Annotated in this window: 10 protein-coding genes; 2 read left to right on the top strand and 8 right to left on the bottom strand. The window is 70.6% G+C overall.

Annotated features, from left to right (window positions below; all coding sequences use genetic code 11):
- Positions 1–80: 80 nt before the first annotated feature.
- From AMA02S_RS20370 to AMA02S_RS20345, 7 genes are all read right to left on the bottom strand, one after another.
- Complete coding sequence (locus tag AMA02S_RS20370) at positions 81–854, bottom strand: IclR family transcriptional regulator (RefSeq protein WP_067461298.1); 774 nt, start codon at positions 852–854, stop codon at positions 81–83.
- Positions 855–861: 7 nt separating this feature from the next.
- Positions 862–2,175 carry a M20 family metallopeptidase gene (locus AMA02S_RS20365; RefSeq protein WP_067460956.1) on the bottom strand — a complete coding sequence of 438 codons (1,314 nt, stop codon included), beginning with the start codon at positions 2,173–2,175 and terminating at the stop codon, positions 862–864.
- Between the two features lie 82 nt (positions 2,176–2,257).
- Positions 2,258–3,148, bottom strand: a complete 891-nt coding sequence (locus tag AMA02S_RS20360; RefSeq protein ID WP_067460955.1) for an alpha/beta fold hydrolase — start codon at positions 3,146–3,148, stop codon at positions 2,258–2,260.
- Positions 3,149–3,159: 11 nt separating this feature from the next.
- Complete coding sequence (locus AMA02S_RS42005) at positions 3,160–3,333, bottom strand: hypothetical protein (RefSeq protein ID WP_157430743.1); 174 nt, start codon at positions 3,331–3,333, stop codon at positions 3,160–3,162.
- Positions 3,334–3,367: 34 nt separating this feature from the next.
- Positions 3,368–4,282 carry an alpha/beta fold hydrolase gene (locus tag AMA02S_RS20355; RefSeq protein ID WP_218005061.1) on the bottom strand — a complete coding sequence of 305 codons (915 nt, stop codon included), beginning with the start codon at positions 4,280–4,282 and terminating at the stop codon, positions 3,368–3,370.
- Between the two features lie 5 nt (positions 4,283–4,287).
- A complete protein-coding gene (locus AMA02S_RS20350; RefSeq protein WP_067460954.1) occupies positions 4,288–5,232 on the bottom strand; it encodes a DODA-type extradiol aromatic ring-opening family dioxygenase in 945 nt (314 codons plus the stop codon).
- 13 nt (positions 5,233–5,245) lie between these two features.
- Positions 5,246–6,448 (bottom strand): aromatic ring-hydroxylating oxygenase subunit alpha, encoded by a 1,203-nt coding sequence (locus tag AMA02S_RS20345; protein ID WP_067460953.1) that lies wholly within the window; start codon positions 6,446–6,448, stop codon positions 5,246–5,248.
- 262 nt (positions 6,449–6,710) lie between these two features.
- Between AMA02S_RS20345 and AMA02S_RS20340 the strand changes: the two genes are divergently transcribed.
- Positions 6,711–7,703, top strand: a complete 993-nt coding sequence (locus AMA02S_RS20340; RefSeq protein WP_067460952.1) for an NAD(P)/FAD-dependent oxidoreductase — start codon at positions 6,711–6,713, stop codon at positions 7,701–7,703.
- A 32-nt stretch (positions 7,704–7,735) separates the two neighbouring features.
- Positions 7,736–8,077 carry a ferredoxin gene (fdxA, locus tag AMA02S_RS20335; protein WP_067460951.1) on the top strand — a complete coding sequence of 114 codons (342 nt, stop codon included), beginning with the start codon at positions 7,736–7,738 and terminating at the stop codon, positions 8,075–8,077.
- A gap of 8 nt (positions 8,078–8,085) precedes the next feature.
- Here fdxA and AMA02S_RS20330 read toward each other — a convergent pair whose 3' ends face one another.
- Positions 8,086–16,758 (bottom strand): LamG domain-containing protein, encoded by an 8,673-nt coding sequence (locus tag AMA02S_RS20330; RefSeq protein WP_067460950.1) that lies wholly within the window; start codon positions 16,756–16,758, stop codon positions 8,086–8,088.
- Positions 16,759–16,784: the final 26 nt, after the last annotated feature.

Raw genomic sequence — 16,784 nt, 5'->3', positions numbered from 1 at the left:
CGGGTCCCGGACCTCGACGGCGGGAACGCCTGCGGCGCGAGGCGCCACATGACCGGTCCGGCGCTCGCGTGTCCTCTCCATCAGTTGATCTGGTAGCTCGCGGTGACCTTGCGCGTGACCGCGGTGAGCGCCGCGGCGAACGCCGCGGTGTCCGCCCGGAAGGTGGGTGCGGTGAGCGAGAGCGCGGCCAGCATCATGCCGCTGCTCCCGAACAGGGGCACCGCGACCGAGGTGAACCCCGGGGTGGTCTCCTCCTGCTCGACCGCGTACCCCTGCGCCCGGACCCCACGCAGTTGCTTGGCCAGAATTCCCGGCATCACGATCGTCGCAGGCGTCAGGCGCTCCAGCCCCCGGTCCACGAGCTCTTCGAGCAGGAACGGCGGGCTGTAGGCCAGCAGGACCTTCCCGGTGGCGGTGCAGTGCAGGGGCATCCGGCCGGCGATCCGTGAAGGCCTGGTGGCCTGGCGGGCTCCGGTCACCTTCTCCAGGTAGAGGACGTCGAGTCCGTCGAGCACAGCGAGATGCACGGTCTCCTTCACGCTGAAGTGGAGGTCCTCCATGAGCGGACGGACCGCGTCGCGGAGCACCCTGAAGCGGGGCACACGGCTGCCGAGCTCGAAGGCCCGCATCCCGAGCCGGTACTCCTGTCCCGATCGTTCGAGCATGCCCCATTCGAGCAGTTCTTGGGCAAGCCGGTAGACCGAGGCCTTCGAGATGCCCGTCTGACGGGAGAGCTCGGAGAGCGACAGGGCGACGTCGTCGATCTGGAAGGCCTCCAGGATCAGCCGTGTCTTGCCGAGCACGCTGTTCGCGCCCTCTCCCTGCCCCTCGCCGTAGCGTCGCGGTTGGACCATCGGCACGTCAGCCCGCCTTCCCCATGCCATGGCCGTCCAGCAGCAGGACCGTTCGGACCAGGATCTCGACCAGCCGACGCGCCTCCCGGACGTCCACCAGGTTCATACCGAGGGTGAAGTCGACGCTCTCACCGGCCGGCCCCTCGGGGACCTTCGGCATTCCGACACGAGCGGTCGGGATGCCGCGCATACGGAGGATGTTGGCGTCGGTGGCACCGCTGTTCTCCCTGATCGGCTCATGCCGGACGCCTGCCACGCCCTCCCATGCCTCGACTGCGGCGCGGACGACCGGCGAGTCCGGATCGGTGCGCGACGCGGGGATGGCGGCGATCTGCTCGACCCGCAGGTCGGCTCCGAGTTCCTGTCCCATCGCGGTCACGAACGCGCGGACCTCTCGCGTCACGGTCGCCGGAGTCTGCTGGGTCGTCAACCGCACATCGACCCGCAGCCGCACCGCCGCGGGGGTCGAGGCGGCCAGGTGGCCGAGCCCGCCGGCAACGGACGACACCACGCCCTGTGGACGCATGGTGCCGTGCTCGTGCCGGACGGCGTACTTCTCGAACCAGTCCTCCAGCCGGTTCGCGACGGTTCCGCTGAGCGCGACGGCATTGCGGTACGGCATCCGGTGCCGGCTCCCGACGTAGGTGTGCTCGCCGGGCACGATGATGTCGAGCCAGACCAGTCCGACCTCTTCGTGGGAGACGGTCCAGCCCGGTTTGGCGATCACGGCGTGGTCGGTGGTGAACCCGCGCTCGGCCAGGAAGCCGGCACCGATGCCGTGCCCGGTGTTGGCGCGTCCCGGGGTTCCGATGCCCTCGATCGCGAACGTGGGCATGCCGCCCGCGCCGAACCCGGCGACCACGTCTCCGGCCAGCTCGGCGCCTGAGGCCGCCAGCGCTTCGAAGGCGACGAGGACGCAGGCCGCGTGTCCCTTCGGGTTGCCCGCGCCCAGTCCCTGGACGAGGTCGCCACGGACCACCGCCCGTGCCAGCATGTCGGGTCGCATCCGGCGGGCGGCCCCGGGGACATCCCAGGTGGGATCACCCGTCGTGAACGTGTCCAAGGGCGCATAGAGCAGGGTCGACGCGCCGCCCCCGGAGCCGCGCAGGACGGCGACGGCGTTGGCCTGGAGCTCGTCGATCCACTGGACGTGCGACTCGACCCCCTCGCGGGAAAGGCGGGCGGCGATCCAGGACGCGAGCTCGCCCTCCGCCCCGGTGGGACTCGCGATGTCGACGATGCCGGTGATGGCGGCGAGCAGGTCCTCGCCGGTGACCTGACGCATCACCCGCGCGACGGCCGCATCGACAGGCGACGTCATCGCGACCCTTCCGTTCCCGCACTCGGTAGCGCCATTCCGACGGCCGCCACGGTGTACCCCTTCCTTCCCGGTCAGGAAACGATCACTCCCCTGCAGCGCAGGTCACCGGGTGTTTTTCCAGGAAACCCAGGCTCAGCTCGTTGTACTTGTCGGCCTGCTCGTGCTGCGGCCAGTGGCCGCAGTCGTCGAAGAGGACCAGTTCGGAACCGGGGATCACGTTGTGCATGGCAGTTGCCTCCGGAACGTCTCCGAACGGGTTGTCACGACCCCAGACGATGAGGGTCGGGGCGATGATCCGTGCCAGATCCTCCGGCTTCAGGATGTTCCGCAGCCGCGTCTCGAGGTGCTGAAGGCACAGCAGGTTGTCGATGTTCGCGATGAAGTCCGGGCGGTGGTAGATCTCGTGCCGCACGGTGACCAGCTCCTCGGTCGCGTTGACCGGGTCCGCCATCAGCAGCCGCATCCGGTGGCGGGTCAGCTCGGTGTCGTCGGTCTCGACCGCGCGTCGGGTGCTCGTCCGGATCCGCTCCATCACCTCGGGATTGGCGACCGTTCCCCCCGCGCACAGCAGTTGCAGCGACGCGATGCGATCGGGGTCGTCGATGGCGGCCCGCCCGCCGACCCAGCCGCCGAGGGACTCACCGACGATGTGGGCCTTGTCGATGCCGACGGCGTCCATGTAGGCCAACAGGTGATCTCGGTAACGCGGGATCTCGTACGGGTGGCCGGGCTTGCCCGTGTACCCGTGACCGAGCATGTCGATCGCGTGGCAGCTGTACCGCTCGGCGTGGGCGCGGAGGTTCCGGACGAACGCCTCCAGGTGTCCCGAGGTCCCGTGCAGGAAGATCACAGCCTCATCGCCGTCGCCGCTGCGCAGGGACCGGGTCGGAATGCCGGCCGCGTCGACGGTCGACAGGCTGAAGTTCAGGTCGGCCAGCTCGGTCCAGATGGTGCGGGCCAGGTCGTTGCTCATGTCTGTGCTCCCTAGACGTCGTGGACGGGCAGCGGCGGTCTGTGCTGGTTGATGCGCGTCACCCGGGTGTTGATGCGGTCGGTGACTCTGGGGAGCAGGGCCTGGTAGCTCGCCAGGCGCCGGCTCGCGAGCGCGAGCCCGGTGAGGACGAGAACGACTGATCCGAGGCCGAAGATCTTCTTCATGTGCCTTCTCTTTCGCGTGGCGGACGTCACGGGCTCACGGGTGATCGACGGAGTGCAGGAATCCGTCCACGATCGCGTGGTAGGCGACGGGACGCTCCTCCTGGAGGTGATGGGAGGCGTGGTCCATGACGTGCAGGTTTCCGTTCTTCACCATGCGCGCGAGCATCATCGGGTAGTCGGGGGTCAGGAAGGCGTCCTCGCGGCCCCACATGAACAGCGCGGGCGCCTCGATGCGGCCCAGCTCCTCGGTCAGGTCCTGCCAGTCCCCCCGCGGCGAGTCGGACATCGCGGCAAGCTCGCGCTCCGCGGGGTCGAGGCTCTGCCGCCACCGTGTCTCCAGCGTCTCGTCGGGGAGCCGGTCCGCGTCGTACCATTCGAGCCGGGTGATCAGGGACCGCATCTTCTCCCGGGTCGGGCCCTCGCCGCCGTAGTAGACGTCGCGGGCGTTGCGGCCCCGGTGACCGTTCTCGGGAAGCGGGGCGAGCGGGCCGTAGAAGACCGGCATGCTCCCGGTGATCACCAGCGAACGCACCCGCTCCGGATGGTTCGCCGCGAGGCAGAGCGCGATCGTTCCGCCCCACGAGTTGCAGATGAAGTCGGCCTTCGCCACGCCGAGCGCGTCCATGAGCGCGACCGTCTTCGCGGTGTGGAAACTCCACATCGGTCCGCTGATCCGGCATTTCTCGGACCTGCCGTACTGGAGGATGTCGACGATCAGGCAGCGCCGGTCACGCGCGAACAGCGGCGCGACCGGTCCGAAGTCGCTCCAGCCCGTGCATCCGGGGCCACCGCCGTGCAGGAAGATCGTGTCCGGCCCCTGCCCAAGATCGACGTAGTGGTAGCTCACACCGTCGGCGTCGGCGTATCTGCCCTCGGGCATCGGGCCGGCCGCGGGAGAGGTGAGCTGCTCGCCGGTCACGCCCACATTCGCCTCTTCTCGTTGTCTCATCGTGCTCAGGGGGTTTCGGCAGGTTCGATGACGGCCGCGGCCATTCCGGTGAGCCACTCGGGCATCGGCGCGTAGACCAGCGTCTCGCCGGCGCCGAACCCGAGCGCGGACGCCATCACCATCCAGGTGCGGAGCTCCTGTCCGCCGTTGCCGGCGCGGGCCTCGATCTCACCGGAGCTGAGCTGCGCGTACTCACGCAGGTTGCCGCTCTCGAGGTTGCCGAGAAACTCCTCGTCGAACCCGGTGAAGATCGTTGGTTGGGCGGCCACGATGATCTCGCGGCGCCGCCGGTCGTACCGGTTCCACTGGCCACGGCCGTTGAGCCACGCCTCGACCAGGAACTCCTCGTCCGCACCCTCGGGGTGGGTCCAGTCCGACGGCCAGGGCAGCTGGTGCGACAGGCCACCCGAGGAGACGACGGCGACGCGCCCGTCTCCCGGCATCCGGGCGATCGCGGCCGCGAGGTTCGCGCCGAGTTCCACGCAGCGGCTCATCGTGGGCAGCGGGGCGGCGAACACGTTCACCACCAGCGGCACGACGGGCACGTCGATGCCGTCGAGCAGCCATTGGATGGCGTGCGACTGGCCATGATCGATCGTGAGCCTGGCGGAGATCGCCACCTCGGTGCCGGCCTCGACGAGCTCGGCGGCCAGCACCCGGGCGAATTCGGGATCGGTGCGCTGCGGTCCCTTGGGCGTGCCGCCGTCGCCTGCCGCGATGACCCCGCCGACCCCGAGCGTGAACGACGGGATGAGGTCCAGCCAGAAGCCGCGGAAGTGGTTGGAGCCGACCAGGACGACGACATCCGGCCGGGCCTCGGCGATCCGGGCGCGCGCGTTGGCGAGGCCGGCGCGGAACGCCTCCGCACGCTCGGTGTGGACGACCTCGTCCGCATGGGTGTTCATCAGCGTCGAGTGCGAGGCACCGACCCCGAGCACGATGGAAGCCATCAGTCCCGTCCCCTCAGACCGTCGGGTCGACCGGGTCGAGGCCCTGCTCGCGCAGCCGATCGAGCCGGTCCTCCGTCATGTCCTCGGCGAGCTTGCGCCATTGCAGCAGCGAGTCGTCGGGACGGTAGAGCTTCTCCGGCGGCGCGTCGGTCATCTCGACCATCCACTTGTCCTGGCCGGAGAACTGGCCGTGGAACAGCCAGCGGACGGCGCCGAGGTACTTGGCGTAGAAGGGCAGAGTCTTCAGGCCCTTGTGGAAGTCGGCCATGACTCCGACGTAGAGGTGGTTGTCCTCGTCCACCGGCACGTAGAACTCGTAGTGGATGAAGGTCGGGTAGGCGATGCGCAGCACGCCGGGCATGCTGACGGACGCGAAGCCGGGGAACTCCTGGGCGGCGATCACCGGGTTGACCTCGCGGTGCGAGGAGGTGTTGCCGATGTTCCCCGTCTCCTTCGAAGGTTTCGCCTTGTACCAGGCCCGACCGGACCAGCGGCCGAGACCTGGGAACTCCGCCTCCCAGAACTGCTTCTCCTGGACGCGATAGATCCAGCGACCCCGCTTGACGATCTTCGTCGTGTTCCACACCGGCATGGGTTTGAACAGCCGCCACAGTGCCGCCCGGTGCAGGTACTTGGCGTGGCCCTCGTCGTAACCGTTCTCGCAGGCGAACCGCCAGTTGCCCTGGCGCGGCTGTATGCGCTGCCCGAGAACGGCCGCGTTGCCGACGAGCTCCTCCGGGAGCTGCTCGTCGATCGGGTGCGGCTCCTCACCGTCTCCGATGTACACCCACACCATGCCGAGCCGCTCCGCGACGTCATAGGTGGGCTGCGTGACCTTCCCGCAGATCGGCGACTCCGGACCATCGGTGATCGCGGCGACGAGGTCGCCGCTTTCGAGCTGGAAGGTCCACCCGTGGTAGACGCAGGAGACCGTGCCGGGAAACTGCTTGTTGCCGTGGCTCAGCGGTACGCCGCGATGCGGGCACCGGTCCTTCATCCCGAAGATCCTGCCGCTGTCGCGGATCAGGAATAGGTCCTCGCCGAGCAGGCGCACTCTGCGGGGCTTCTCTCCGACCTGGTCCGGGAAGCAGACCGGGTACCAGTAGCCGCGGAACCCCGCGCCGGCCGCCTGGTAGTGCGGCCAACTCGACCAGTCCTGCCGCCCGGGCAGCCTGGCCGCCCTCGCCGGCGCCTTCGGGTTCGCTGTCTCGGTCATGGTCTGCTCCACGTTCCTACTGGCGCGGCATCACGCGTGATCTCGGAGGGCTGCCGTCGCGTGGCGACTTCCCAGGCCACGGAGAACACCACCGGTCGAAACCCCTCGGCAAGGCGCGTGGTTCGCCTGGCGAACCGGGTCCGGATCTTCCCTCAGCCGAAATCGGCTCCGGGTTCGCTCAGCGGTCCGCCCGGGGCGCCAAGTGGCCACGGATTTCCTACATTCCGGCGAAGGAACCACGTCCCCCAACTGGAGGCAGGTCATGGCCGCACCGCCATCCATCAGCACCGACGTTCTGATCGTCGGGGCGGGCCCGACCGGGCTGTACGGCGCCTACTACGCGGGATTCCGGGGCCTGTCCACGGTGGTGGTCGACGTACTCCCTGCGCTCGGAGGCCAGGTCACGGCGCTGTACCCGGAGAAGGAGATCCGCGATGTCGCCGCGATCCCCGCGATCCGGGGTCGCGACTTCGTGAGCGCGCTGGAGGCTCAGGCGGCGGCGTTCGACCCGACCTACCTCCTCGGTCGGCAGGCAGTCCGCCTCACGCACTCCGACGGCGAGCCCGTCGTCACTCTGGACGACGGCACCGTCGTCCGGGCGCGCGCCGTCGTGCTCACGGCCGGCATCGGGACGCCCACCCCTCGTCCGCTGCCCTGCGGTGACGAATGGGCCGGCACCGCCCTGTCCTACTTCGTGGTCGACCCCGCCGTTCACACCGACCGTGACGTCGTCATCGTCGGGGGCGGCGATTCCGCGCTGGACTGGGCGGACGCGCTCGGCTCGATCGCCCGCAGCGTCACCCTCGTCCATCGGCGGGCGGCGTTCCGAGGACACGCGGCCACTCTCGCGAGGGTCCGCGCCGGTTCGACCTCCATCCATGTCGATACCGAGGTCGTCCGCCTCGACGGTGACCTGGAGTCCGGAACCCTCGCCAAGGTCACCCTTCGCGGCAGGAACGGCGACGAGACCGTCGTCGCGGCCGATCACGTGATCGCGGCGCTCGGATTCATCAGCGACCTCGGGCCGCTTCGCGACTGGGGCCTGGAGCTCAAGGGCAGATCCGTGACGGTCGACCGGAGCATGCGCACCAACCTTCCTCGCGTGTACGCGGCCGGGGACCTGACCGGCTACGACGGCAAGGTCAAGCTCATGTCGGTCGGCTTCGGCGAGGTGGCGACCGCGATGAACCACGTCGCGGTCGATCTCGACCCTGACCTCACCCTGTTCCCGGGCCACTCGACCGACGGTGTCTGAGTCCCGAACCGCCCCTTCACGAGAGGATCAGCATGAGCTACGTCATCGGCTCGGACTGCATCGACGTCCTGGATCGTTCCTGTGTCGACGTGTGCCCCGTCGACTGCATCTACGAGGGCGACCGCAAGAGCTACATCAATCCCGACGAGTGCATCGATTGCGGAGCCTGTGAGGTCGAGTGCCCGGTCAGCGCCATCTTCGTCGACCGGAAAGCTCGCAAGGACCCGGAACTGAGGGTGCACCTCGATGACTCGCGCACCTTCTTCGAAGCGACGCTGCCGGGACGCGCGGAGCCCGTGGGGAACCCGGGCGGCGCCCAGGCGTACGGCGTGATCGGCGTCGACACCCCGCTGGTCGCGGACCACCCCTCCTGAGGACGTGCTCAGTGGGGCTTGACGTGCGGTTCGGTATTCAGCGGAATGTGGGTTGATCCGGTCTGACTGATCTTCTGGATGGCGTAGACGTCCTGGCGGTCGGGGCGGGTCGAGTCGGTGAACCGGAACACCGCGCGCCGGCGCACCACCTCCGTGCGCAGGTCGGCCGGGTTCACGAGCTCGACCCGTTGCGCTTCCGGGCCCCAGGCGAAACGCGGACACTCGACGTACGTGCGGTCGCCGACCGCTTGCCTGCGCAGCAGCGCGTACGCCGCTTCCGTCGTGGGGATCACCGGAGCCTCGACGATGGTGATGTCCAACTGCACCACGGCCGGCTTCACCGGGCCCGATTCGACGTGCAGGACGAGCCGCAGCCGCTCGCCAGGGGTGAAGGGGCTGTTCAGATTCTGGATCGCCGTCAACGAGAGCTCATGGAGCTTCCCCGGGTCGAGTCCTTGTGGCCCGCCCGCAGCAGCATTCGGGTTCGCCAGGTCGCGTGGGGTCTGATCCAGATCGATCCTCTGGAGCGTCAGCGTGACCTTCGGGTTGCCCGGGGGCGGTTCGTCCCAGTCGAAGCGCAAGGCCAACGTGCCGTCCGGGTTACACTCCCGGCGCTCAGCGGAGAGGGTGATGGCGCGCTGCGGGCTTGTGCCGCCTGCCTGCTGCTGGGGGAACTGCACCGAGACGCTGGCGTGGGCGGAAGGTGAGGCAAGCCGCCGGTTGTACTCAGGATCCTCAAAATGGACGAAGCGCGGGACGAGGGGCAGGTACGGTGCGCTCGGGTCGGCCACGCGGAGCGGGAATTGCAACACATGGCTGTAGCCGTCGTGATACGGCTCCGCTCCGCGCTGGTGGGGGGCGAACTGCGCTTTGACGCGAGCATGAATCGTCGCGCCGGGCGGCATGCCGGCGATCAGCTCGCGGGCCCGGTCGGCGCGGGGCTTCGCGTCGCTGGGAAGCCCGAACTGGCAGATCGCGAGCTTCGCCGTCTCGACAGTGTCGACCTCCGGCCCCGGCAGGGGCACGCCGACCGCACCGAGCTGGGCCCGCAGGGCCGGTGTGAGCACCAGCGTCGGGGGCGTGATGTCCTGGAGCGCTGTGACCCGCCCGGCGCCTACGAGTTCCAGCCCCAGAACCCAGTCGCGGATGCCGGTCTCCGGCGTCTCCGGCTGCTGCCCGCCGAGCAGTGTGATGCTGCCGTCGATCCGGTAGACGAAGGTCAGGACTCCGTCCCAGCCCACGTCCAGCGTGTAACGTTCGACAGCGGCCAGTTGCAGCCGCAGACGCTGGGCGCTCTGCCGGTAGGTCGGATTCTCCGGTGGGTCGTCGAAGCCGGCGCGGAAGGCCTCGTCGGCCGGGGATGACGTGACCAGAGCCAGCTTCTCGGGGTCGAAATGGCTCGCCCAGGTGCGCAGCGCGACGTCCTGCCGGCCATCAACGTTGGCCGGCAGCGGTACCGGGCGCGGGGCTCGGTGCTCTACCGGGAGGCCGCCGGAAAGCATGGCCAGGCCGTCCGGGCGCGGGCGCTCTCCGGTCAGGGTGATGCCGCTCTGACGCAGGACGTGGTTGCGCAACGTGACGAACACACCGGCACGTGCACCGCTCACCAGGTAGTGCAACCCGCCGGGCAGGACCGGCTGCCAGCGCTCCAGGGCCAGCCCTTCGGGAATCCCCGGCTGCTCGTCGTCCGGCTTGGGGAGGTCGGGCTGATCGAACACCGGCCCGGTCAGCGCGGGCAGTGGCGGGTCGGGCGGTGCCGGGAGCAGGCTGCGGACGGCTGGCGCACGGAACCGCCGTGGCAGGCCACCGGTCGGCCGGTCGGTGTGCAGCGCCGAGCGGAACTGCACCGTACGTTGGACGGTCTGCCACCAGAGCGTCTGGCCCTCCGCACCGGGGGTTGCCAGGCCGACGACGCCCTGCTGCCCCTTGGTGTAGTGCACACTGACGCGCAGCGCGCTGAGACCCCAGGGCCACGCGGGCAGGTCCCCGCGCACGGGGCGCTGTGTGAGGTAGAACGGCTGTACCCCGGCCGTCTGTGGCGGCGCGAGTTCGAAGTCGTGGGGGCTCGCGGGGATCGCCGCGATAGTGCACTGACCCTCGCGGTAGCGCAGAGCAGCGAGTTCCGGGCGGATGCGGAACAGCCGCTTTGCCAGTGGTGACGCCGTCGTCACCCGGACCAGGGCGAACGCGTAGCCCGTGGTCAGGGCTGCCTCCCCCATGCTGTCTGGACGGGTGTTGTCGCTGATGATCCGGTAGCGCAGCACCGCGATCGGCGACTCCGGCGCCAGGAGGCGCTGGGACTGGACGGCCCAGCCCTGGGCTTGGGCGCGCAGTTGGCTCTCATCGGCCAGCTCGGGGGTGTCAGGCTGCACGCTCCACATGCGGTTCGCGACGGGCTGTAGGCGCACGGTGCTGGGTGCGAGGCAGAGCAGCTCAGCCAGCAGCAGCCGGGGTTGCAGCGGCGAAGGACCGCCCTCAGGCACCGTTGGGGCCGGCCGCCACTGGAGTCCCAGGTACGGGCTGACCACGATGCTCAGTGGGCGCGGGTTGTCGGCCCCATCGAGTGCCAGGGGCGCGGGGATGAGGGTTGCCGCGGGATAGCGGCGAAGGTCGTGGCCGTCGGCGGGAGGCTGGCTGAGCAACCCGCTGCTCGCCATGAGCGCGGCGGCGAGCGTCCAGCCGTAGGGCGGCTTGTTGGTCGGCGCCAGGGTGCTCACGGCCTGGGTCAGCAGCAGCCCGTCCTCGCGCCAGACAGGGTCGGCGTAGGGCGAGGGTTCGGCCGGCGCCGGCTGGTCGTCTTGCTGGGGCGGGTAGAAGCGGCGGCGCGGGTCGAAGGCTTGGCGCAGGGCGACCGGACGGCTGAGCCGAGCCGGCGTCTCAGGGAGGGCCGCGAGGACGCTTTGCAGCAGCTCATCCTGCGGCTCGGGGGGCGGATTCTGAGCCCGGAACCAGCTTTCCTCCAGGGCCAACGGGTCGAGCCGGGCGAAGCTGCGGCCGACCACGGTGTCCAGGCCGGCGAAGGTGACGGCCAGGGGGGCGCTGTCGGCCCAGCCGCAGAGGGAGAGAACCAGAGCGGGCAGGGCGGTGGTGGGGGCGGCGGCGCGGAGCCGGGCGATGAGCAACAGCGGATCTACTTGCAGCGGGCTGGGCTGCCCGGCGGCCGGCTGGGCCAGGTCACGGGCCGTGTCCTGCAGCCGGCCCAGGAAGGGCATGCTCAGCAACAGCCAGCGCGGGTCGGTCGGGTCGCTGGGCGCGTAGTCCGCCGGGCTGCTGAGCAGGGCGCCCTGGCTGCCGGTCGGGAGGAACTGAAGCGTGGTGGCCGTACTCTCGGCGACGGCCATGAGCCTGATCAGGTGGTGGGCGCTCGCCTCGACGAGCAGTGTGTCCCGAGGCAGCGCGTCGAGCGCCGCACCCGAATCGGCCAGCAGGGCCGACAGGCCGGCGCCCAGGTAGCCGGCACTCACGTTGCCGAGCGGGCTGACACCCTCGACGGGGTCGGTGGTCTCCAGGGCGGCCATGGCTCGCAGGAACTGCGCGGCGCGCCGGGGGGTGAGCAGGCGCACCTCCTGCACGGCCGTCCAGCGGGCCTCCTTGCCGAGGGTCCCGCCGCTCCCGTCGGCCGCCGGCGTCACCTCGACGAGCTGGTGCTCGACCAGGGCCAGGGGCTGCCAGCTCTGGCCCTGGGCGAAGGTGAACAGCAGCGGGCCCTCGGCACCGGTCAGGACGGAGCCGGGCAGCTCGTGCTGGTTCAGCAGCACCCTGATCGTGTGGCGCAGATGGGTCAGGGGTGGGGCCCCGGCGACGCGGGCCGCCGGTAGAGTGATGCGTGCGGTGCCCGCGTCGTAGTTGAGCTGCCGCGGCCAGGAGACCAGATTCGTCGCGGTCAGCATCCCGTTGAGCAGGAAGCTCTCCTGCCAGTCCGAGCCCCGCAGGCGCGAGGTGTAGCCGACCATGAGGTCGCCGGCTGAGGAGCCGTACAGCTCCGCCGCACCGGCGCTTCGGCTCGGACCAGCGTCGTGCAGCGAGCGCCCCCAGTGGGCTACGAGCAGGGCCTCCACGAAGGCGCCGGTCAGGGGCAGCTTCGGCAGACCGTCTGGCTGGGCGGTGGCGCGGAACGTCACCGTCGCGAATCCCGGGGCGGCACGCTCGCCCAGGCCGGGCGTCCGGGCGTCGGCCAGGCGCATGCCCGGTAGCAGCTGGAGGCCCTCGGGCTGCGGGGCACTGTAGCCGTTCCAGCTGAACTGCAGCGTCGTGTCGTCGGCCAGGGCCGCGGGCGAGCCGTCGGGCAGTGTGACGGCGAGGGTGAGGTCGCCGAAGAGGTTCGCGGCGTCGAGCGTGAAACGATCCGCTCCCTGCGCCATCAGGTTGAAGGTCAGCGCGGCCGCGAGAGCCTCCCCTCTGGTCGCGGGGGGCGCCGTCGCCGGACCCGAACTGAAGCGCGCCAACACCTCCTCGGTGGTAAGGGCACGGTTGTAGAGGGCGACCATGCGGTAGGTGCCCAGCCAGGCCCGGTCGCCCGTCATCTCGTCGCCGAGGGCCAGTTCGAACTGGTCGCTCCAGGCGGCCAGGCTCCCGCCCACGTTGTGCTCGGCCTTGAGCTGCCCGTTGACGTAGATCCGCGCTCGGCCGTCGGCGGAGCGCGTGTAGGCCAGGTGGGTCAGAGAGCCGCTGAGCGAGCCGGCCGGGGTGGCCAGGTCAGGGGCGCCCTCATCGTTGGTGCTGGTGGTGCGCAGCCACACGTCCGCGAAGGACGAATCGAGCAGCCCCTTGCGCTGCTGGAGGGTCACGTTCCGGTGCCCTGCGTCGGACGAGACGGTGAGGATGTCGAACTGCCCGCTCGTCAGCAGGCCTGCGACGGGCTTCACCCATGCCTCGATACTGATCTCGTTGCTCGCCTTCGCCGCGGCGTTCAGCTTCGTGGCGGGGGCGCCCGAGCGTATGAGCGTGGGTTTGGTGAGGGTCAGGCCGTTCGTGCTCCAGCTCATGCCTGGGGACGTGGCCGCGCTCAGATGCAGCGGCTCACCGACGCCGGAGGAGTCGTGGACGATGGTGCCGCCACCCTCGTCGAAACGGTACAGAGCCTGCAGACCTGTCGGCGGCCTGCCGATCCGCACGGCGAGGGTGAGGTTCAGGGTGTGCTTGCCACCTGCCAGATCGAGGCCGAGGGCGACCCGCTGCGGCACGATCGGATCAGGGCTGGTCGCGCCGGGCAGGGTGAAGGGCGGCGTCGCGGGGTCGGGGAAGCTGATCGGCGGCAGGCCGACCGCCCACTCCACCTGGAACAGGTGGAAATGCAACCGCACCTGCCCGACGGTCAGCCCGGCGGCACCGGGTGCCAGCGCGATGCCGCCGACACGCAGCCGCGGCGCGTCGCCGGCTTCACCGGCGGAGACGGCCAGCGGCCACTCCAGCGTGCCGCCGTCGAGGCTGACGGCGCTGAGGGTCAGCTCGGTGCCGCCGCCGGAGAAGGTCAGCCGCACGCAGTTGGTCAGATCGGTCTGCTCGTCGTCGGAGCCGGCCACCGGGAGTTGCAGCCGCCCGATCACCTCGACCGTGGCCACGCCATCGCCGGCGAAGACCACGCGGTCGAGCACCAGCGGGAAGAAGTGCAGGCCGAACAGGTCGAGGCCGGGCGGGGGCCCGTCAGGATCATCACCCTGCGGGCGCAGGCGCCACTCGTACCCGGTGCGATGCTCGTAGTCGCTGCTGCGCGCCTCGGGGTCGTTGCTGTCGAGATCGAGCTCGACGGCCTTGGGCGAGCGAGCGGAGGCCTTGCTGAAGGTGGAGCCCTGAGCCGGCAGGTCGCGGAACCAGAGCTGCCAGGTCTCCGTGCCGTGGCCGAGGGTGAGCGGCAGGCGGGTGGTGGTGAGCTGCACATCGCCCGCAGTGGGGTGGCTCAGCGGGGTCCTGATCAGGTGGGACGCGGGCAGGCTCGCGCCGCGCACCAGGCCGCGCTGGTCGGCGTAGCCGGCGTCGCCGACGAGGCCGGTGGCCATGCTTCCGGCCGTCAACTCGTACTGGGCCGAGTCCGCCGGCGCGTCCGCAGGCAGGCGACGCAGGCCGCCCGCCCCGTCGGCGAAGTCACCGTCGATTCCGGAGAGGGCCGCCTCGCGCGTCAGCGTCAGAGGGGCGCTTGGGGCAGGGTCGGCATTGTCCAGGCGAAGCTGACCGGGATAGCTGTCAAGGACGAGCGTGGCGCGGACCGGCCAGGTGTGAATCGAGGCCAGGTGGCGGAGCACGGTCTGGCCGTCCTGGCGGGCGAAGGCGGCCACGCTGTCGGCTGCGGCGAGGCTGGCACGTTCAGCGAGGCGCCGCCAGTGGGCGGCGTAGTCCGCGCGGGTGAGCGGACGCGGTGGTTCGGGCCGGGCCGTGTCGGGCAGCGGCGAGCTTTCGCGGGGGTCTTTGGGGATCTTGGGAAGCTGGGCCAGAGCGTGGACCTCGTCCGTGTAGGGCAGGTCGTAGCGGTACTGAATGGGCAGGCCGAGCACGGAGTCGCTCTGCGGCGGTTCGCCGTCGGGGCGCGGGTCGAGCACCAGGCCGGGCAGTGAGAGCGCCGTCAGCGGGAGGTCGTACAGCTTCGCCTCGTCCGTACCGAGCCATTCGCGGGCGGGCAGGAGACCGCCGCCGTGGCGCGGCCAGCCCGCGGCACCCGCCGCCAGGAAGCGCCAACCGGCCGGCAGGTCCATACCGTCCTGGCGAGTCACGGGTAGCTCGAACGGTACGAGCTGCCGGCTGGCGGTCGGCACGTTGGGCGGGCTGAGGCTCTGGGTGAGCGCGAGGGCCTGCACCATCGGCAGAGCCGGGTGGCGACGCCAGACGAGAGGCCGGGCGGCGCCGATGGTGTCGGACGGCAGGACGCGACGGTCCACCAGGGCACGCAGCAGCGCCGGGTCGATGCCGTACTGGAAGGCCCAGGCGCCGAGGTCGGCCGAGGGGACGGGCTTGCTTCGCCACGCGAAGCTGATCGTCTCGAAGGCGAGCCGCACGAGGGGCGCGAACAGCTCGCGTCCGGTGACGGTGCGCAGAGGTAGGGTCGCCAGGCCGCCGATCCAGTCGTCGAAGCCGGGCAGGGCGTCGGCCACGGTGGGTGCTTCGGTGCTCAGCCAGAACAGGCCGTTGAGCGCCACCTCGGGCGCGTCCAGCGCAAGCTCGGCCGACTGGAGCCGGTACTCCGGGCCGCTCGGGCCGAGCACCCAGGTGGCGGTCATGCGCTGGGCCGCGGCGAGGGTGAGGCTCCAGGGCTGCTCGCCGGGAACCTGGCCGCGCTCGCCCGGGTCGTCGTTGCCGTAGCTGACGGCGCCGCGCAGCAGGTTGTCGGGCGCCGGGTCGGGCTCCTCCCGGGCCACGCCCGAGTCGAGGTAGATCTGCTCGGACAGGTTGGGCAGCGGGAGCTGGGCCCAGCCGTCGTCCAGCGGCGTGAATCCCCACAGCACGGCCGGGGTGATGGGCTGGGGGTCGCCTTGTGCCGGCCTGCTCCAGGACGGTTCGGGCACCTGCAAGGTGGCGCGGAGCCGGCGCGCGGCCTCGTTCGGGTCGAAGGCGAGCGTGGTGGCGGCGAGGGTGATCCGCTCGTTCCAGCCTGCGTTGTCGCGGCCGGCCTGGTAGCCGAGCGTGCCGGTGGAACCGGCGGGCTGTCGCCCGGCCTTCAGCTCCACCCGCAGTTTCGTGCCGTCGGCGGCCAGGCGCGCGCCGGCGGGCGTGATCCGGGCGAGCGTGTCCGGCTGGGCGGCCGGGTCGTAGGGCTGGCGGTCGCTGAGCAGCACGCTGAACTCGTCACCCGCAAAGCTGATCGGGCGGGTGCCGGGCTGCTCCTGCCAGGGCGCGATCTCCCAGAAGAGGCGTGGGACGGCGAGGGGGTTGGCGAGCTCCAGGGTGGCCCACTCCGGCACGGGCTGCGGCTCGACCAGGCCATTCAGCGGGTTGTTCGGGTTGAGGAAGCGGTTGAGGCGCCGCCAGGAGTCGATGATCGCTGCTCGCTCGCTCTCCGTCAGCCGCTCAACCTCGATCGTCATCCGGAAACCGCGCACCCCCGCCCCCGCCGTGGGCTCGGGGTCGGGGACGACGCGGGCGAGCTGGAACACGGCTGCGACCGGCGCGCTGTCCCAGAGCAAGCGGATCCGGCCGAAGGCCGAGAGGCCGCCGGCGTGGACGGCGAGGGCGCCGAGCAGGCGGGCGGAGCCGGTGCGCTGTGTGATCGGCGCCGGCTCGATCCCCAGCGCGGTGTACAGCTTTTGAGTGGCGCTGCTCTGGGCGGTCATCGGATCGAGGATGATCTCGCCGCCAAGGCAGGTGAAGGTGGGCAGCTTGCCGATCGGGCCCTTGGGCCAGCCGTCGGCCGGAGCCTGTAGCAGCAGCAAGCTGGCAGTGCCTGCGGTGATCGCGGTTCGGATCGCCTGGGGCGAGAGCTTGCCGTCGGGCTTGTTGCCGCTGCGCTTCCACACGTACTGCGGCGCACTGCCGTTGGTCGGGCTGATCGTGACGCTGGTGACGTAGACCAGTGCCAGCAGGGTGCCCGGCAGTAGCACGTTGTCCTCGCCGGCCGCCTGGCGCGGCGTCGTGTCCACGAACAGGGTGCGAAACGCGAGGTTGGTGGCTGGATCGGCCAGCCGGATCACCTCGGCCTCGGCTGCCCAGAAGGGGCCCGCGATTCTCAGCTTCGGCAGCTCGGGGAGTTTGGCCATCTGCTGCTCCTGATCCGCTCATGGCC

Source organism: Actinomadura macra NBRC 14102 (assembly GCF_001552215.1).
Classification (GTDB): domain Bacteria; phylum Actinomycetota; class Actinomycetes; order Streptosporangiales; family Streptosporangiaceae; genus Spirillospora; species Spirillospora macra.
The sequence above is the reverse complement of the archived record's forward strand: the minus strand, read 5'-3'. Positions and strand labels throughout refer to the sequence as shown.